A 17787-nucleotide genomic window follows, 5' to 3' on the forward strand; every position below is an offset into this window, starting at 1 on the left:
TTATGCCTTTAAATTTTTAAGAATTTTTGCTGGCACTAGGTTGCTCACGTCGCCGTCGTGGCGTAAGACTGAGCGAACGATCGAGCTTGAGATGAAGGCGTTATTTAAGCTTGGCATAAGATAAACCGTCTCAAATTCGTCCCAAAGTGCAGCATTTGCATAGCCGATTTGTAGCTCGTACTCAAAGTCGCTAACCGCTCGAAGCCCCCTGATCACAGTGTTTATACCGTGTGATTTAGCAAAATCAACAAGCAAGTTATCAAAGCCAAGAACGCTTACGTTTTTTAGCTCACAAACTGCCTCTTTTGCCATCTCTATGCGCTTTTCATGTGCGAACATCGGCTGTTTGCTGTCACTTTTTGCGACTGCGACGATCACTTTGTCAAAAATTTTTGTAGCCCTTATGATAACGTCCAAATGGCCGTTTGTAATGGGGTCAAAGGTCCCTGGATAGATGCAAGATTTTTTCAAATTTGCCACCTTTTGTAAAGATTATTTTGGATTTTTAAAGCATCAAGCCACTTGCCGATGATAAAATTTTCCATATCATGAAGACTATTTATGCCTGCGTAGTAGCCCAAAACTGGCGGAGCAATGATGACTCCAAGAGATGAGAGAAGCTGCATCTGAGAAAGAGCAATAGTAGAAAATGGCATCTCTCTAACGCCTAAAACTAGAGTTTGTCTCTCTTTTAGCGCGACACTTGCGGCCCTTGTGATGAGCGTGTCACTTATACCATTTGCGACCTTTGCTAGCGTGTTGGTAGAGCAGGGTGCTATGATCATCGCATCCGTGCCAAACGAGCCTGACGCTGGGCCTGCGCTAAGGTCTTGATCATCATAAATTTTCACGCCAAGATCATTTAAATTTAACTTCAAATTTTCTTCAGCCTCCAAAACTTTCATGGCATTTTTACTAACTATGACGTGCGCCTCGCAACTATCTTTGGCAGCCTTGACAAGCTTTAAAAAGAGTCCAGCCCCGCTTGCTCCAGTGGCTGCAAATACTATCTTTTTCATCTTATCACTGCCTCATCTTTGCCTGAAACTGTGGCCTGCAAAATTTTATTATCTTTTGTTCTTATTTTTATCATATCACCTAAATTTCCATCCTCAAGTGCCTTTACTTCAGCTATTATTTTAACTCCATCCTCGCTTAAAACCGCATTTAGCATTTGACCTTTTTTGACTAAACTGATGGCGTTAAACTGACGCTTGGTTAAAATTTCACCGCTTTTTATCTGCACTTTTGTTATAAGAGCCAAGCTATTTGAGCTAGAAAGTGCATCTTTTGGCCATTTGCCAAACTCGATCATCGTTGGCTGATAGTCAAGTAGGCTTAAAATGTGGTTTGTATTCATTGAATTTATTGCTATGAAGGCTGGCATCTTAGCATTAAAGCTAAATTTAAAATAGATACTTTTTAGGCTCAGATCAACATCCTCAAATGAAGCTCTAAATGTACCTTTTTGACTATTTTGATCGCTTAAAAAGATATTTTTTAGGACGAGTTCTTTGAAATTTGCTGGAAGCTTATTTTGTGGGCTAATGCTAAGATCGCTTATGCTGATACCAGGATATTCATCGCTAATTGATCTTAAAAATTGCATTTGAATCTCATCCATAATAGAGCAGTTTTTTACAAAAGCAACGCTTCCACCGCTTTTGTCACTATATGTTTTAAAATTTGCTGTTAGAATTTCATAGAGTTTTTTGCTATCTATCTTGGCTGCTCTTTTGCCCTCTAGGTTTAAAATTTCATTGTCTTCGCTTTCAAAGCCAAAAGTACTAAGTGAAATTTGATCATTTAGAACGCAATACATCGGATAGATGTTGACTTCATTTGCAAAAAGTTTTGTGGAAAATAAAAAAAAGAGTATAAAAAAGATGGAGCGGGAAACGAGATTCGAACTCGCGACCCCAACCTTGGCAAGGTTGTGCTCTACCCCTGAGCTATTCCCGCAGTTAAAATGAAGTCCGCATTCTATCAGATTGCTTTTCATTTGTCAAGATTTTATGGAAGTTTTATAAGAGAAATTTCACTATTTTGCAAAATTTCGCTTTGATCTGGGCTAGTTAAAAACATAAAAGTGCTTTTTAAAATATGATCTATCATGCCAGAGCCGTATTTTCCACCATTTGTTGCTATAAATTTATTATTTTCAATATTTCCAAAAATTGCATTGATCCTGCCTGATTTTACCTTTAAATTTTGTGCATTTGTAGCATTTTGTATCACAAAGCAATCCTCTCTTAAAAGAGGCAAAACAAGCGTCATCATGCAAACATAAGCTGCCATTGGATTTCCAGGAAGGATAAAAATAAGTTTGCCATCTTTTTCATAAGCCTTGCAAGGTCTGCCAGGTCTTATGTCAAGGTGTGAGAAGATTTCGTTGTACCCAAGCTCGCTTAGCGCTATCTTCATAAAGTCAGCCTCCCCAGCGCTTGCCCCACCAGAGCAGATAACGATATCGTAGTTTGCAGCGTTTAAAAATGCCTGTTTTACGGCATTTAACTCATCTTTTATGATGCCAAGATATGAGCTTTTTTGGCTGATTGAGCTAAGAAGTGCAGCTATACCAAGTGCGTTTGCATTGTAAATTTCATCCTCGCTAGCTCTTTGCCAAGGTTCGATGATCTCATTTCCGCTTGAGTAAATTCCAACACTAGGCTGCTTTTTCACATCTATAAAGCTTATGCCTTGAGCTGCAAGCATCATCACGCTTCTTGTGTTTAAAATTTCGCCACTTTTTAGCAAAATTTCACCAACCTTTGTCTCTTCGCCTTTAAAGCGGTAAGCTTCGCCTTTTTTAAGCTTAGCTGGCGCTTTTACATATTCTCCTTCAACCACGCAGTCTTCTATTCTCATAACCGTGTCAGCACCCTTTGGCATCTTTGCACCAGTCATTATCTTCACGCACTCGTTTTTGCCGATACTTAGCTGCTCTTTATCGCCCGCAAAGGCACTTGCGATGATCTTATAAGGTTCATCTTTTTCATCAAATTTAACAGCAAAGCCATCAAGAGCTGAGTTATCAAAGCAGGGCAAGTCTTTTACCGCCACTACATCATTTGCCAATGTTTTACCAAGAGCCATGCTGATAGGTAAAATTTCACTATCTGTTTTTAGTTTAAATTTGGATTTAAGCGCATCTAATGCGTCATTTAGCAGCATTTTTACTCCTCAAGCCTAATAATATTTGCACCAAGGCCTTGAAATTTCTCTTCTAAATTTTCATATCCTCTATCAAGGTGATAAATTCTATGTACCAAGCTTTCACCATTTGCTATAAGAGCAGCTAGTATCAGCGCTGAGCTAGCTCTAAGATCTGTCGCCATCACATCGGCTGCATTTAGCTTAGCTGGCGCATAAACGCTTGCGATGTGTCCATTTAATTTAATATCTGCTCCCATTCTAGCCAGCTCGCTAACATGCATAAAACGGTTTTCAAAAAGCCTCTCATCTATCGTGCTAACGCCATTTGCCGCAAGGCAAAGCGCCATAAATTGAGCTTGCATATCTGTTGGAAAGCCCGGATACTCGGTGGTTCTTATCTCTACTGGTTTTATCTCTTTTGCTGGCAATATCGTGATCTTGTCGCCATCTATCTCTATACCAAAGCCCATCTCTTCAAATTTATTCAAAATGGCCGTCATGTGTGCAGCATTTGCCTTTGTGACTGAAATTTTGCTATTTGTTATGGCTCCAGCACAAAGATAAGTGCCAGCTTCTATCCTATCAGGAATTACTTCAATATCGCAAATTTCAAGCAATTTTTGGCCACTTCCAGTTATCTTTAGCTCACTTGTGCCGATGCCTTCTATTTTAACGCCACTCTTAGCCAAAATTTCACAAATTTGTACCACTTCAGGCTCAAGCGCTACGTTAAAAAGCTCTGTCGTACCGTGCGCTAGAGCTGCAGCCATGATGATATTTTCGCTGCCAGTTACGGTGATCTTATCAAAAACGATCTTTGCGCCTTTTAGGCCATTTGGTGCTGTTGCGACGACATAGCCTTGCTTTATTTCGATATTTGCTCCCATTTTTTCGAGTGCATTTAGATGCAGGTCAATAGGTCTTTGTCCGATCGCGCATCCTCCAGGTAGGCTCACTTCACAGTGTCCAAAGCGTGCTAGAAGCGGACCAAGCGTCAAGATAGAAGCGCGCATCTTTCTAACAATGTCGTAGTTTGCCGTTGTCGAATTTACACTGCTAGTGTCGATACTTAGCGAGTTTTCATCTTTAAATTCACACTTTGCTCCTAGATTAGTTAGCAGTTGGCAAAGCGTTTTTATATCAGCGACATTTGGGATATTTGTTAAATTTACACTTTTTTTTGCAAGTAAGGTTAGGGCGATGATCGGTAGAGCAGCATTTTTAGCACCGCTTATTTTTACTTCGCCACTTAGTTTTGCATTTCCTTTTATCTTTAAATAATGCATCATTGCTTTTTGCCTTAAGAAAATATGTTTTTTGCCGATATTATATTGCTTTTTAACTTAGAATAAAGAAAGCAAAGCACTATTTCCGGTTCATTTACGTTTAAAAGTTAAAATTGCAAATACTAAAATTTTGGATATAAATATGTCAAATTCAATAAATAAAAAAATCTTTTTTATTCTTAGCATTATATTTTTTACAGGTTGTTCTTTTACCTCTAATCAACCGACAACTCCGCAAAATGAAACAAATCAGACCATAACTTCAAGTGTTGATTTTAGTGAGCAAATGATTGGTGAAATCATAGATGAAGATAATGATAGAGAAGATAAAAAATTTGGTTCTTTTTTTAAAAAATACCTAAATACAAGAGCTGGCGGTGATTGTTCAGGATTTGTTTCTATTGTAAATGCAAAGTATCAAAATATGTATTTTGATGAAAAGACAATAAATCGCTACTACGATAATGGCGGTAGAAAGTCAAAAGCGATCTATAATTTTTATGAAAGTAAAAATTTAATTACTCATAAAAATCCAAAAATAGGCGATCTTGTATTTTTCTCAAATACTCTTGGCAAGGGCGTTCAAAAAAATAAAGATAAGAAAAATATCACTCATGTTGGCATAGTTACAGCTATTCTTGGCGACGAGACGGTAAAATTTATACATAATTCTGGCGGAAAGATAATTCATAGCTATATGAATCTAAAACAAAAAAACGTGCATTTAAAAGGAAATCAAGAGATAAATAGTTATCTTGTAAGATGTTCAAACTCAAGTTGCTTGGCAGCAAATAGATTTGCTGGATATGGCAAAGCAAAATAAATCAGAAATTTTTACTAAAAACCTTTTAAAACAAATACTAGGCTCAAATTTTAAGCATTATTTATATAAATTTACATTCGTAAATATAGATTTAAATAAAGAGAAAATATGAATTTTTTTGATGAAATTTGGGAAATTTTAAATGAAGGCGAGATCGGGCTTAAATTTCTAAAATTTGAGCTATTTTATGAGAAATTTAAACGAGATTTTAATATAAATTTTTGTGAAAGCTCTAAACCAAATAAGCTAATAACGCCTAGCTATGCAAAATTTTGTGAAGTAGTTAGTATGAAAGAGCTAAACAAAAAAGTAAAGCCAAAGGATAAAAATTTAAATTTTATCCATTCGGTAGCTCATATTGAATTTAGTGCTATTGACATCGCACTTGATGCTTGTTATAGATTTAGAAATTTGCCAAGAGAATTTTATGAAGACTGGCTAGAAGTAGCTGAAGATGAGATTAGACACTTTTGCATGATAGAAAATTTGCTCTTAAAACAAGGCGGTAGATATGGCGAGCTAAGTGTGCATGATGGGCTTTTTGTTGCACTTCAAAAGACTTCAAGTAGTCTAACTAGCCGTATGGCACTACTGCCAAGATATATGGAAGCAAATGGGCTTGATGCAAACGCTTATATTATAAAAAGGCTTGAAGGTGAGGGCGGAAATGAAGAGCTCATTGAGTGCTTGAAAGTCATCTTAAAAGAAGAAATCTCTCATGTTTATAAAGGCGATAAGTGGTTTAAGTTTGCTTGTAAAAAAGAGGGTATTGACGAAAATAGCTACTTTGACATTATCTTAAGTTTGTATCCAAATTCATTTAAAAATGTTAGAGAGATTAATGAACAAGATCGCTTAAAAGCTGGATTTAGCAAAGAAGAGCTTTGCTTGATAAAGAATTTCTCAAAGGAGAGATAGTGAGTAAAATTTATTTCATAAGACATTCAAAAGCGGTTGATGAGAATAAGGACGGAGCTAAAGATGCCTTAAGGGAGCTTAGTCAAAAAGGCAAAGAAGACGCTAAATTTATGGCAAATAGGCTAAAGATGTATAATGTGATGCCAGGAGCCATCTTTTCAAGCAGCGCTAAAAGAAGCGAACAAACGGCAAAGATTATCGCCAAAACTTTAAAATTTAAAGAGGAGATCAATCTTATAGATGAGCTTTATGATATAAGCTTTGAAGATCTTTTAAAATTTGTCAAAAATATAGATGAGAGTTTGGATGAGATTTTTATCATCACGCACAACCCAAGCATAACTGAAATTTGCGAGTATTTAAGCGATTCATCAATAGATAATATCCCAACTTCTGGAATATTTTGCGTTGAGTTTGGATGTAAATTTAGTGAGTTAAAAGAGGGTAGTGCAAAAGCGTTATTTTTTGACCACCCCAAAAAACATCAAAGATAATTTATTACTTTATTTTTTATCTTTAAAAATTTCGTTATATGAAGTAAAAATTTGCTCGCTTAGATCTTCTATTTTCTTAGATTTATCAACAAAATAATTCAAATTTTGTTCGTTGTATCCAGAGGCTGACTTCTCGAGCAAGAGTTTGATTTCATTATTTAGCGATGCTGTAAGCTCTTTTGACTTATCAAAATTTTTATTTTGCTTGTGTTCGCTTATACTCTCGTTCTCATACCAATCTAGCAGACTTTGCGCTAAATTACGTATTTCCTCACTGTATCCTTGTTCGTTTATAAGATCAGAGTACACTTTAGTTTTGTAGGCAATTTGCGAAATTTTTGCGATTATGGCAAAGGTTTTATTTTCGACATATTTTGATGTTTGAGCAGTATTTTGTGCGTTTGCATTAAACTCGCTCAATACCTTTTTGAAATTTTCTACATTTTGTGTCGTTAGTTTAGAAATTTCATCGATTTTTTTAGAATTTTCATCGATATCATTTACCTCTTGCTGAAGTGTTTTTATATTGACTTCTATGTCGCTTGCGGCTTTTTGTGTGTTTTCAGCTAGCTTCCTTACCTCATCAGCAACTACCGCAAAACCACGTCCGTGCTCTCCTGCACGAGCAGCTTCAATGGCGGCGTTAAGAGCAAGTAGATTTGTCTGATCGGCAATATCTTTTATTAAATTTAAAACAGAGCTTATTTCAGAAGCCCTAGTGCTTAGCATACCAGTAGCATTTGAGCAGCTTTGTACTAGACCATCAAGCTCTCCCATGTTTTGACTAAGTTCGACGATATTTGACATATTTTCTCTTGCTATTTGTGCAGTTTGTTTAGCATCTGTTGCTGTTTGGCTTAAATTTTTGATACTTTCATTTAGATCATCTCTTACATAATTTATACCATTTATACCGTTTCCAAGTTTGTCAAGCTCGCTTGATAGAAGACCTCTAACCTTGCTTTTTTGGCCGTCTTTTATACCTGTGACACCCTTGCTCATAGATATGGCATTTCGTTTAAATAAACCCCTAAACCCTTCTACAAATATATTTCTATATGTTTTTGAGTTTTGTGCAGCTTGGACTGAGGTTGAAATTTCACGTTGAAGCGCTTCAACTTGATCTAGCAAATCATTTATGCCAAGGGCGACTTCATACATCTCGTCCTTTTCTCCAACATTTACAATGCGAGGCTCTAGTATGCCATTGCTTGCCGATTTGACAACACTTAAAATCTCATTTATTGCATTTGATTTTTTCTTAAACATATCTAGAACCTTTGTAAGTTGTTTATAAATTCATCATAGCTTGTTGATTTTTCTTCCAAAAATTTAAATAAATATTTTTTAGACGCTTCAATACCGCCATCTCGTTCTAGCTCAAGTAATTTTGCATAAAGTGGTTTTATGATCTCTATTGCTTTTACATTTGGCTTACGTCTAACAGAATAGTATCCAACGATATTATCTTGCTGATCAAGCGAGGCTGTGATATTGCCAAATACCCAGTAAAATCCACCATTGAGAGTTTTATTTTTAATAAAGGCAAAAATTTCCTCTTTATTTTGTATGCGTTCCCAAAGTAGCTTGAAAATAACTCTTGGCATATCAGTGTGCCTTATTATATTGTGCGGTTTTCCCAAGAGATCGCCTTGTTTTACTCCTACGATATTTAAAAAAGGCTCGTTGCAATAAGTAATCCTTCCTTTTGTATCTGTTTTTGAAACTAAAAATGCGTTCTCATCAACGCCATATTCTCTTTCTATAGGCATTTTACTCCTTTAAATGTTGATTTAATTTTTAACAGCTTTTGCCATATCCCACATTGGCATAAATATACCAAGGGCGAGCAAAAGCACCATAGCTGCGATAAATATTAGTAGTATCGGCTCAATATAGTTTGAAATATTATCAATAATATCATTAAATTTCACTCTATAATAATCAGTAACTTTTTGTGTCATGTCATCTAAGCTACCACTTTGTTCGCCAGCACCTATCATCTGTATAAGCATACCCTCATAAAGTCCAGTTTGCCTAAAGGCCTCGGTTAAGCTTATGCCACGACCAACCAGTACTTTTACAGCAGTTAGCTTATTTCTTATGTCTTGATTTGAAACAGTTACAACGGCAGTATCTAGCGCATCAGCGATAGGAAGTCCCGCGCGAACAAGCTCTGTAAAGATTAGATTAAATCTACTCATATTTGCAAAAAATATTATTTTGCCCACAAGATAGACTTTTAGTAGATATTTATCGACCTTATCCCTAAAATTTTCATCATTTGAATATTGCCTTTTTAGCAAAAAAGCAAATACGACAAGAACAACTATTATATATACACCATAATTGCTCATTATGTATTCAATGTTTAGTAAAATTTTAGTAGGAAGTGGTAGGTCGGCATTAAGCTGGCTAAAAATTTCTCGAAATTGTGGAACAACTGATGTCATAAGCACAATAAAAGCCAAAATTATAGAGCATATTACGGTTATTGGATACCTTATGGCTTTTTTAAATTTTTGCTGGTTATCCCAGACTTCTTGCAAGATAGAAGCTAGCTTTGATAATGCATCAGCCATATTACCAGTACTCTCTCCAAGCCTTATCATAGCGACACTGACATCGCCTAGCTCTTCTTGAAAATTTTCTATACTTTGAGTTAAACTTGCACCTTGATTTAGGTCTTCATCTAGTGTTTGAAATATTGTTTTTAGCCTTTTATCCTCGGTAGCATTTGCTGTCTCTTTTATGCCATCATGTATTGATATACCAGCATTAGTCATAACGCTAAGTTGCCTTATGGTAGCGACTAGAGCTGGAATTTTTACTTTCGAAGAAGAGAAAAATTTGTTAAATTTTTCTTGCAAGTCCAAAAAATCATTGTTGATACTTGAGACCTGAGTTTCTTTTATCTTTACTATCATGCCTTGAATATTTGCACGATTTTTTACATCATTTTTGCTATTGGCCTTTAGGCTCATCTTTTGGCGTTTGCCATCTTTTATATATTCTATTTCGTAAAATTTCATATCTTGGCAACTCTATATACTTCTTCGATGGTTGTTACACCATTTGCTGCGCGTATAACGCCATCGTGGAACATATCTATAAAGCCTTCGTCATAGGCGGCCTTTTTAAGCTCTTCTTTTGAAGCGTTATTTGCTACGATACTTGCTATATGATCACTGATAGACAATATTTCGCTTATCATTTCACGCCCTAGATATCCAGTCTGTGAGCAGTGTTGGCAACCTACGCTTTTATAAAATTGATAATCTTCAGGAAGAAATTTCTTAATCTCATCAAGAGCTTTTTGAGATAGCGTGACTTTTTGTTTGCAATACGGACAAAGCTTTCTTACAAGCCTTTGAGCCTCTATGCAAACTAGTGCACCACTTACTAGATATGGCTCAATACCCATATCAACCATACGAGGTAGAGCGCTAATAGCATCATTTGTATGAAGTGTAGAAAAAACCAAGTGGCCAGTTAGTGCTGCTTGAATTGCGATCCTAAGTGTCTCTTGATCTCTGATCTCACCTATCATAATAATGTCTGGATCTTGTCTTAAAATAGAGCGAAGAGCCGAGATAAAAGTAAGCCCAGCCTTTTCATTGACATGTACTTGTTGGATCATATTTAGCTGATACTCGACCGGATCTTCAACGGTAATAATCTTAGTTTTTACACTTTTTATATCATTTAATGCACCGTAAAGTGTAGTCGTTTTTCCTGATCCTGTCGGACCAGTAACTAGGATAATGCCATAAGGCGCTTTCATACTCTTTTTAAATTTAGCAAAGTTATCTGGATGCATACCAAGGTCTTCAATGTTTATGATAACCTTTGATTTGTCCAAAATTCTTAAAACTATGCTTTCGCCGTTTAAAATAGGTAGTGTAGAGATACGAAAATCGTACTCTTTATCTAAAATTTGAGCTGAAAATCTACCATCTTGTGGGCGGCGACGCTCCGCGATATCCATATTTGAAAGTAGCTTCATACGGCTTACCATCGGCGGATAGATATCTTTATCAAATATAAATGTCTCGCTTAGCATGCCATCTATCCTGCTTCTTACGATGCAGTTTGTCTCGGTTGGCTCGATGTGAATATCGCTCGCTCTGCTTTGAATAGATGTTTTTAAAATTATCTCAATTAGCTTTAAAATTCCAGAGCTTTCTGTGCTTTGTCCTTGGCTGCTAGAGCTTGAAAGCTCTTTTCTAATCTCTGTAATAACGTCCTTTATGCTTTCATTAAGAGCTATTTTGTTTATATATTTTTCTATCTGGGCTGGATCGGCGCAAGCTACTTTTAATAGCTTTCTGTTAAATAAATTTTGAACTTTATCTTGAATGATCACATCAAAAGGATTTTTAAAAGCTACATAAACGCTTATCTCATCTTCTTTTACAGGGATGGCGTTATATGATTTTAGCTGCGAGGTGCTTAATTTTTCACTGATACGGTAGTCGATATCTATATCATCAAGATCAAAAAAAGTGATTTTAAATTTATCGCATACATATTGAATGAAGCGCTTTTGATCTATCTGAAGGCTAGTTGAAATTTCATCAATGTCAGTGTGTCCTCTTCTATAAATATCAGATAGAATTTCAAAAAAAATCTCTTCTTCTAGCATATTTTCTTCAAGCAAAATAGCCAAAAGACTTTTTTCATTTATTTTTTTTATCTCTATAATCTTTAAAATTTGCTCATCATTTAGTTTATTAAGTTGCTCTAATGTTTTAAGCGTTAAATTTTCTAAATTATTCATCTCTTCTCTTTATCTATACTCAATCTGCGAAGTAAGATCGTCATTTTTAAAAATTTTTAAAATCATTTTTGCAAAATTTGAGCCAACTATTGCACTAAGCTCATATCTTGTATCTGAATTTGGCTCTTCAAAAATAAATACGCCAAGCTCCTCAACGTATTCTTTTTTGACAAATTTATCAAATATAAATGAAAGAATATAATCGCTTTTTGGAAGCCTAATATAGCTTATATCAGCCCCATCCAAGATAGCATGAAGCAGTAACTTTTTTTTAAGCAATATATCTGCAAAATATGCTGCATTCTCTCTTGAGCTTTGTGTTTTTGATAGCTTGCTTGCTGGAATAGCGAGCCTATCTATATCATTTGTTTTTAAGCAAGATATGCCAAAGATATTAAGAAATTCTTCATTTTGTGAATCTTTTAAAAGATCTTGTATTTTTTGATTACAAATTTTAGGATATTCAGCTTTTTCAAAATAACTTTTAATATCAGCCATCCCAAGCGCAAAGGCATTTAATGATAAAAATATAACAAGCAAAAATTTCACAACGTATCACTTTTTATCTTATTTATTAGCTCATTTATCTCGGGCTTATTTTTATTTTTATTATATTCTTCTAATGCACGCAATGCGTCATCTTTTTGTTTTAGCATATATTTTGCCTTAGCAAACATGACCCAAGACTCCTCAATGCTACTATCTAAATTATTTGCCGATAGTGCCCATTTTATAGTGTCACTATATCTTTTATCTTGATAGCATTTTCTTGCTATTTTAAGGGCGATTTCTGGATTTTTATTTTTATTAAAATCTTCTTTTAGCATAGAAATTTCATTGTTTTCACTTGAAATTTGAATATCAATTTTTGGCTTTGCCTTTGGTTCTAATTCTATTATCTCTTCATTTGGTAGAGGCTGCCCATTTTGTATATTTTCATTTTCAGTTGGTAAATTTAGCTTTAACCAACCGCCACCACTTCTTTGTTTTTTATCTGGTGCCTGCTCTTTATTATCTTCATTTAGTTTTATGGATTGTTCTAGCTTTTTAGCTATTTTCTCAGCAAGCTCATCTTGTTTTTTATCTGATTCAAATCTCTCTTTTGCCTGCTCGCTTTTTTGTTTGCCATCTTCTAAAATATTTTTGCTGATATTGGTTTCAGCAAAGGTTATGTTCTTTTCTTTTATATCTGTTTGTATTGTCAAATTTTTCTCAACCAAAGTTGGAATATTGGTTGTTTCTTTTTTGTTTTTAGTATTTGAGAAAAATAAAAAAGTACCAAAGATAAAAGCAATTAGCAAGATCGTAATTATCAAAAGACCTAGCTTTTTATGTGATAATAATTTTAAAAAGCTATTTTTATTCTTTTTTTCGTACTCTTCATAAAGCTTTTCTAGCCTTTGAATTTCTTGTAATTCAAGCATGAATTATTCCTGTATCAAGTGCAGACATTGTCAAAATTTTAATATTTGCGTCCTCGCTACTTAATTTTGATGGCTGATTTTGTTCGTAATATTCACAAATTTCATAAAATTTATACATAATTTTATTTAGTGTGCGTAGATTTCCACAACAAAGCTCATAGGCTTTGTCATAGTCTTTTTTCTGAAAATTTAGGTATTTATCGTAGCCCTTTTGTCCTATTTTTCTTTGCAAATAGACTATGATTTCATTCGTGTTTGCACTTCCAAGCTCTATACTCTCCCAAATTCTAGTTTGAAAATAGTCCTTTGCTAACACATCTTCATTTTCAGTTTTATGAATCGTAAATAGAAATTTAAATAATCTTGTATCGGCCATTAGCCTTATTTTTTCGATCAATTCAGTAGGATAAAGTTGTGCTTCATCCAGGATAACGACTATTTGGTTTTGTAAAATTTCATCTTTATTTTTAAATTCTTTTGAGTAGTGTGCGACAAAACTTTCAAAATTATTTATATTATCAAGTTTATTTCCGTATATATCTTCACAAAGAGCTTCTATAAATGTAGCCTCGCTAAAAAAAGGATGTGGGAAAAAAATTAATTTTTTATCCTTTTGAAGATCAGAGGCTATCTTGTTTAGCAAAAAGGTCTTTCCACTACCAGGCTTGCCATAAAAAAGTATAAGCTTTAATGGCTTTTTTAGAGCCGAGACGATCTTATTGTAACAAGTGATTGAATTATCTAAATTAACAAAATCAGCTACTTCATCTTCGTTGATAAAGATATCTTTTATATCTGTATAAATATTCTTGTTATTCATAGATCGTTTTAGAAAAACCTAAGTCTTTTAATGATTGATTAAGTGGCTTTTTTTTGTCAAAATCAACTACATGAGGAGTGATGACAAAGATAAGCTCTGTTGTTTTTATATTGTCTCTTGTACTTTTAAAGACACCGCCTATAAGTGGGATATCAGAAAGAAGAGGTACAGAAGTATTATTTTTACCCTTTGTCTGGCCTATTAATCCACCAAGAATAATAGTATCACCGCTATCAACTTGAACGACAGTTGAGAGTTTCTTTTGTACTGTATCTGGAGCAATCTCTCTTAACGCATTTTGTCTTGTGTCGTCTTCAGCATATTTAAAGTTACTAAGCGATGGATTGATTCGAAGCATGATTTTGTTGTTATCAGAAACTTCTGGTAGTAAATTTAATAATATGCCTATAAAAACAGAGTATTGTTTGTAAGTGGTTGTCAACCTATCGCTATTGCTGTTTCCATTGTCAGTCTTTTGTTGAACACGGTAGTTTATGTTATCACCAACTGAAATTAGAGCTTGCTGATTATTAAGTGTTGTTACTTTTGGACTTGATATAACCTTTGTCTTTCCGTTTGTTTCAAGAAAATTTATCATTCCATCAAGGCTAAAATTTAAATTAGCTGCAATATTTAATGTACGGCCAAATCCATCACTTAGGCTATTGCCTTTATTTGTCCAAGTTGCACTTGAGCTCGGATTATTTCTTGAATTACCAATGTATGTATTAAACCCAAGTTCAAATTTACTCCAATCAACACCTTGCTTATATTCATTATTTAATTCAACTGAAATAATAGAAACATCAATAATTACTTGTTTTTTTAGTCTTTTTTGCATTTCATCTATATATTTTTCGACTCGCTTAAGTTGAGAAGGAGTGGCCGTAACAGTGATAAGGCCTGCGTTTTGATTTATGATAGGATCAGGCGCTGTGATATGTTCGCTACTATTATTTAAAATAGCTTTAAGCTCAGCATCTAGTTTTTCCCAAAAGTCAAACCTCTCAGTAGTTTTTATAAGGTTGCTTGAGCCTTGAGAACTATCATCTTGGGAATTATCGCTACTACTTGAACCACTAGAAATTTCAGATGGAGTAGCATCCACTGAAGCTTGGGTGACAGCAGTTCCTTCTCTAATAGAAGTTATATAATCTAGTTTAAAAATTTGAGTTTTTAAAGATGAAATTTTTAATACATTATTTGAAAACTCGTAGCTTAAATTTTTCTCACTTAAAAGTAGGTCAAAAACTTCGCTAAGACTCATATTTCTGATATTAACGCCAAAAACTTTATCTTTTAGCTCTGTTTTGCTGTAAGTGTCCTTTGCAACAATACTGAAGTTACACATCTCTGAAAGCTGATTTAACACATCTACTAGTGCAACGTCATCTGAAATTTTCATATTAAAATTCTTGCTTAAACAACTACTCTCATTAGCACTAGCATAATTCATATTTAAGCAAATGAGTGCACCTATTATTAATATTTTATTTAATTTTAATCTCAACATTTTTACTTCCATTTTTTAAAATTAGCTCTTGTTTTTCATCGCCTTTTACTAAAAAAACACTGTTTCTAGTAATGTTGGCTATTTTGTAACCATTAACAATATCACCGACAGCATACCATTTGGAATCAATATTTGCTTTGTTTAATAAAATTGCTTTTAAACTAAGTCCTTTTGAAGCTTGGGTGATAATTGATGAATTTTGATCTGTTATCGTCTTGATAGGTTCTTGTTTAAAAGGATTTTTTATGCTCGAAAGCTCAATATCACTAAGACCGCTTCTTTTTTCCTTTATTTTTTCAAAAATTTTATCATAAGAGTCCATTTCCTCTTGAAGCTGATTAGCAAAAGTAATATTTAAAAATAAAAAAGCCAATAAAATTTTTATTTTCATTAGTATTTCATCCCCCAAACAGATATTGAGATCTTAGCGCCAAGCTCTTTTTGGGTAGAATTTACATCCATTTTATGAAGATCAACCACTAGCTTTGATTCTTCAAGGCCATTTATATATGAAAGCATATCTTTAAAACCTCCCAAAAATGTCAAGTCAATATTTAAAATTTGCTCAATTTTTTGGAAATTTGGCTCTTTTATATCACTTTTTAACTCTAAAATTTTTATATTATTTTGCTTCGCTAAAGATACGATATTGTCTAAGAAATTTGCCCAATTTTGATCGTTAAATAATAAAAACGATAGTTCTTTTAGCTTTGAGTCAAAATGAGCATTAAATTTTAAAACGCTAGAATATTTGCCTTTAAGCGTTTCAAGTATTTTTGACTCTTCATTTATTTTAAAATTTTTATCCCCACTAGGTGAGCTAGTCGATATTAAATAATCTCTTGTTCTTGAAAGATCATTGCTAATTTTAGTATGCGTATTAAATCTTTCATCATAAAAATCTTGCGACGGATCAAAACAAAGCATATAAACAATATAAATAATAATTAAAGCTGAACCCAAAAAAATTATATTTGTTTCACTTTGTTTTTTTGCGTCAAAATATTTATCTATTTTACTTAAAACGTCTTGTCTCATTGTCTAATCTCTATACTTATATTACTTTCATATTCGTTGTTTTGCCTATCTTCTTTAATTTTTTTTGTATTTACTGAATATTTAGGCATCTTGCTAATATCTTTTATTAGCTGCGTAATCCTTTTCTCATTATCGCTAACAACCGTTACAGTTAAATTTTTATCGTTATTTTTAATATTTGTTATAAAAACGCTATTGTCGTTTATCATATCGGTAATTTCAAAAAGATTTAAACCTTTCATTACGTAATGGTCTTTTTTGTTTTCAATTTCTTGAAGCAACCCTTTTCTAAAATTTAGCTTCTCTTCCTCTTTGTCAGTTAATCCTTTTATATCATTTTGATCTTTTTTTAGTCTTTCAAGAGTACTTCTTATTTGTGCTGCTTGTGCATTAAGAACATCAAGCTCATCACTTAGCTTTTGTGAATCTGCCTCTAAAATACTGCCAGCTATATAATTATAAAGTGGATAGGACATGCTTAGGCAAAAAGCAGCGGCACATGTCAGTATAAATTTACCGCTTTTTCTCTTTGTGAACGGATCAGGCCTAAGTAAATTTGAGAAGTTAAAATCGGCATTAAAAGCCTCTTTTTTGTAAAAATTTGCATATAAAGCCATCATGTTATATCGTTCTCTAATGGCTAAATTTTTAGAATTTATTACAGTGCTTGTATTTAATTTCGTAGCATTTGTGCCGAGCTTTGTATTGATAAATTTTTCAAAACGCTCTATTTTATAGTCGCAGTCAATATAGATATTTTTTATATTTATGCTATAGATTCTATTGACAACATTTATTGTGTCATTTACGTAAAATATATAGTCCTCAAAAACAGTATTTAGATCGTAGCTAAAGCCTTCTTCATTGCTATCTAAAAGTCCTCTTGTCTTTAGGATATTCAAAAAGCTTTCTAGGCTTACTCTTTCGCCACTTTGCTCTATAAATTTATCTTTTAGATAATTTAGTGTGTATCTTAAACCTCTTGATGTAAGGTATTCTCCATTTACATAAATGCTTATAAATGCTTCATCGGCCCTAAATGTCAAAAAACAATCACTCTGAGTGCTAGGAAGTAAGCCTTTTTTATATATAGCACTATATAAAAGTGGCTCTACAACGACATAATCTATAAAAGGTACTCTTTTAGAAATATTTTTAAAAATTTTATTTATCGTTTCGTTTGTAGCAATAAAAACATTAAAAATTCTATCTTCTTTTTCAACATTGCTTTCAAAATAAACTATTTTATAGTCAATCGCAGGATCAAGAGAGAGCTCTTCGTAAATTTTGATCGAGATATTATTTTCAATATCCTCATCATCTATTGTTCTTGAGATGTTTATGGTAGCTGTTATTATATCTTTGTATTCGATATAAGATATAAAAAAGTCTCGCTTTAGAATATTCTTTGAAAGACTTAGCGTATCGACATTGCTATTAGAAAATCTAAAACCTTCATATTCATAAGGATCTAGCGTAACGATTGGATTATCGTTAATTTTTCTAAGCTTTAACATAAAAATTTACCTCATAAT

At 33.6% G+C, this 17787-nt stretch carries 19 protein-coding genes and 1 tRNA gene; 3 read left to right on the top strand and 17 right to left on the bottom strand.

The window, feature by feature from the left end; translation table 11 throughout:
- The 6 genes from coaD to murA all read right to left on the bottom strand — a co-directional run bounded on the left by coaD (window position 1) and on the right by murA (window position 4445).
- Window positions 1–471, bottom strand: a complete 471-nt coding sequence (gene coaD, locus CYP28_RS04775) for a pantetheine-phosphate adenylyltransferase (protein ID WP_012001782.1) — start codon at window positions 469–471, stop codon at window positions 1–3.
- Window positions 468–1019 (bottom strand): UbiX family flavin prenyltransferase, encoded by a 552-nt coding sequence (locus tag CYP28_RS04780; RefSeq protein WP_103593281.1) that lies wholly within the window; start codon window positions 1017–1019, stop codon window positions 468–470. The genes coaD and CYP28_RS04780 overlap by 4 nt, the downstream gene beginning before the upstream one ends.
- On the bottom strand, window positions 1016–1822 hold the full coding sequence (gene flgA / locus CYP28_RS04785; RefSeq protein ID WP_103593282.1) for a flagellar basal body P-ring formation chaperone FlgA: 807 nt from the start codon (window positions 1820–1822) through the stop codon (window positions 1016–1018). The genes CYP28_RS04780 and flgA overlap by 4 nt, the downstream gene beginning before the upstream one ends.
- A gap of 65 nt (window positions 1823–1887) precedes the next feature.
- Window positions 1888–1962: transfer RNA gene (locus CYP28_RS04790), tRNA-Gly, on the bottom strand.
- A gap of 51 nt (window positions 1963–2013) precedes the next feature.
- Window positions 2014–3174 (bottom strand): molybdopterin molybdotransferase MoeA, encoded by a 1161-nt coding sequence (locus CYP28_RS04795; protein WP_103593283.1) that lies wholly within the window; start codon window positions 3172–3174, stop codon window positions 2014–2016.
- A 2-nt stretch (window positions 3175–3176) separates the two neighbouring features.
- On the bottom strand, window positions 3177–4445 hold the full coding sequence (gene murA / locus CYP28_RS04800) for a UDP-N-acetylglucosamine 1-carboxyvinyltransferase (protein ID WP_103593284.1): 1269 nt from the start codon (window positions 4443–4445) through the stop codon (window positions 3177–3179).
- A 139-nt stretch (window positions 4446–4584) separates the two neighbouring features.
- Here murA and CYP28_RS04805 point away from each other — a divergent pair, with 139 nt between their 5' ends.
- From CYP28_RS04805 to CYP28_RS04815, 3 genes are all read left to right on the top strand, one after another.
- On the top strand, window positions 4585–5265 hold the full coding sequence (locus tag CYP28_RS04805) for an NlpC/P60 family protein (RefSeq protein WP_103593285.1): 681 nt from the start codon (window positions 4585–4587) through the stop codon (window positions 5263–5265).
- Window positions 5266–5373: 108 nt separating this feature from the next.
- Window positions 5374–6183, top strand: coding sequence for a ferritin-like domain-containing protein (locus CYP28_RS04810; RefSeq protein WP_103593286.1), 810 nt, complete (start codon window positions 5374–5376; stop codon window positions 6181–6183).
- Entirely contained in the window at window positions 6183–6677 is a 495-nt protein-coding gene (locus CYP28_RS04815; protein ID WP_103593287.1) for a SixA phosphatase family protein, read from the top strand. The genes CYP28_RS04810 and CYP28_RS04815 overlap by 1 nt, the downstream gene beginning before the upstream one ends.
- Before the next feature lie 9 nt (window positions 6678–6686).
- On the opposite strand, the gene CYP28_RS04820 is transcribed toward CYP28_RS04815, so the two are convergent.
- Genes CYP28_RS04820 through CYP28_RS04870 form a run of 11 tightly spaced genes read right to left on the bottom strand, consistent with a single transcriptional unit; the run spans window position 6687 to window position 17769 of the window.
- Window positions 6687–7946, bottom strand: a complete 1260-nt coding sequence (locus CYP28_RS04820; protein WP_103593288.1) for a methyl-accepting chemotaxis protein — start codon at window positions 7944–7946, stop codon at window positions 6687–6689.
- A gap of 2 nt (window positions 7947–7948) precedes the next feature.
- Complete coding sequence (locus tag CYP28_RS04825; protein ID WP_103593289.1) at window positions 7949–8449, bottom strand: PAS domain-containing protein; 501 nt, start codon at window positions 8447–8449, stop codon at window positions 7949–7951.
- A gap of 21 nt (window positions 8450–8470) precedes the next feature.
- A complete protein-coding gene (locus CYP28_RS04830; protein WP_103593290.1) occupies window positions 8471–9709 on the bottom strand; it encodes a type II secretion system F family protein in 1239 nt (412 codons plus the stop codon).
- Window positions 9706–11457, bottom strand: coding sequence for a GspE/PulE family protein (locus tag CYP28_RS04835; RefSeq protein ID WP_054196613.1), 1752 nt, complete (start codon window positions 11455–11457; stop codon window positions 9706–9708). Before CYP28_RS04835 ends, CYP28_RS04830 begins: the two co-directional genes overlap by 4 nt.
- A 9-nt stretch (window positions 11458–11466) precedes the next feature.
- On the bottom strand, window positions 11467–12006 hold the full coding sequence (locus tag CYP28_RS04840; RefSeq protein ID WP_103593291.1) for a hypothetical protein: 540 nt from the start codon (window positions 12004–12006) through the stop codon (window positions 11467–11469).
- Window positions 12003–12881, bottom strand: a complete 879-nt coding sequence (locus tag CYP28_RS04845; protein ID WP_103593292.1) for a transformation system protein — start codon at window positions 12879–12881, stop codon at window positions 12003–12005. The genes CYP28_RS04840 and CYP28_RS04845 overlap by 4 nt, the downstream gene beginning before the upstream one ends.
- Window positions 12874–13701, bottom strand: coding sequence for an ATP-binding protein (locus CYP28_RS04850; protein WP_054196616.1), 828 nt, complete (start codon window positions 13699–13701; stop codon window positions 12874–12876). The genes CYP28_RS04845 and CYP28_RS04850 overlap by 8 nt, the downstream gene beginning before the upstream one ends.
- Complete coding sequence (mshL, locus tag CYP28_RS04855; protein WP_085657363.1) at window positions 13694–15214, bottom strand: pilus (MSHA type) biogenesis protein MshL; 1521 nt, start codon at window positions 15212–15214, stop codon at window positions 13694–13696. The genes CYP28_RS04850 and mshL overlap by 8 nt, the downstream gene beginning before the upstream one ends.
- A complete protein-coding gene (locus CYP28_RS04860; protein ID WP_180997964.1) occupies window positions 15192–15605 on the bottom strand; it encodes a hypothetical protein in 414 nt (137 codons plus the stop codon). The genes mshL and CYP28_RS04860 overlap by 23 nt, the downstream gene beginning before the upstream one ends.
- Window positions 15605–16252: a pilus assembly protein PilO gene (locus tag CYP28_RS04865; RefSeq protein ID WP_103593293.1), complete on the bottom strand. Its 648-nt coding sequence runs from the start codon at window positions 16250–16252 to the stop codon at window positions 15605–15607. Before CYP28_RS04865 ends, CYP28_RS04860 begins: the two co-directional genes overlap by 1 nt.
- A complete protein-coding gene (locus CYP28_RS04870; protein ID WP_103593294.1) occupies window positions 16249–17769 on the bottom strand; it encodes a C4-dicarboxylate ABC transporter in 1521 nt (506 codons plus the stop codon). The genes CYP28_RS04865 and CYP28_RS04870 overlap by 4 nt, the downstream gene beginning before the upstream one ends.
- Window positions 17770–17787: the final 18 nt, after the last annotated feature.

Origin of the sequence: Campylobacter concisus (assembly GCF_002914195.1) — a bacterium.
In the GTDB taxonomy this organism is placed as follows: domain Bacteria; phylum Campylobacterota; class Campylobacteria; order Campylobacterales; family Campylobacteraceae; genus Campylobacter_A; species Campylobacter_A concisus_M.